Genomic DNA, 299 nt, shown 5'->3' with positions numbered 1-299 from the left:
AATATATGTGATAAACAAGATGCCATTTTTGCTGCTGGAAAATGGGATCTTGTTTATCACATATATTCATAAATTCGTTTACTAACGCTGTTTTTCCAGTACCGGAACTTCCACGAATATGAACGACTTCCTTATTCCGTCGTTTTACATTTTTATAAATCGTCTTGAGCTGTTTTAACTCTTATTCACGGCCGAATAGTTTACGGTCATTTTTAACCTTTATTGAACCCTCCAAACCTAGTTGAAAATGACTAATTTTTCTCTCAGTTTGCCATTGAAGCAAACATCTCTCCAAATCC

1 pseudogene is annotated in these 299 nt (G+C 34.8%); it reads right to left on the bottom strand.

Annotated elements, in window-relative coordinates:
• A pseudogene (locus PZE06_RS31720) lies at positions 1–169 on the bottom strand (ATP-binding protein); the annotation flags it as partial.
• Positions 170–299: the final 130 nt, after the last annotated feature.

Source organism: Robertmurraya sp. DFI.2.37 (assembly GCF_029211245.1).
GTDB classification, from domain to species: Bacteria; Bacillota; Bacilli; order Bacillales; family Cytobacillaceae; genus Robertmurraya; species Robertmurraya methanolica_A.
This window is presented reverse-complemented; position numbering and strand designations above follow the sequence as displayed.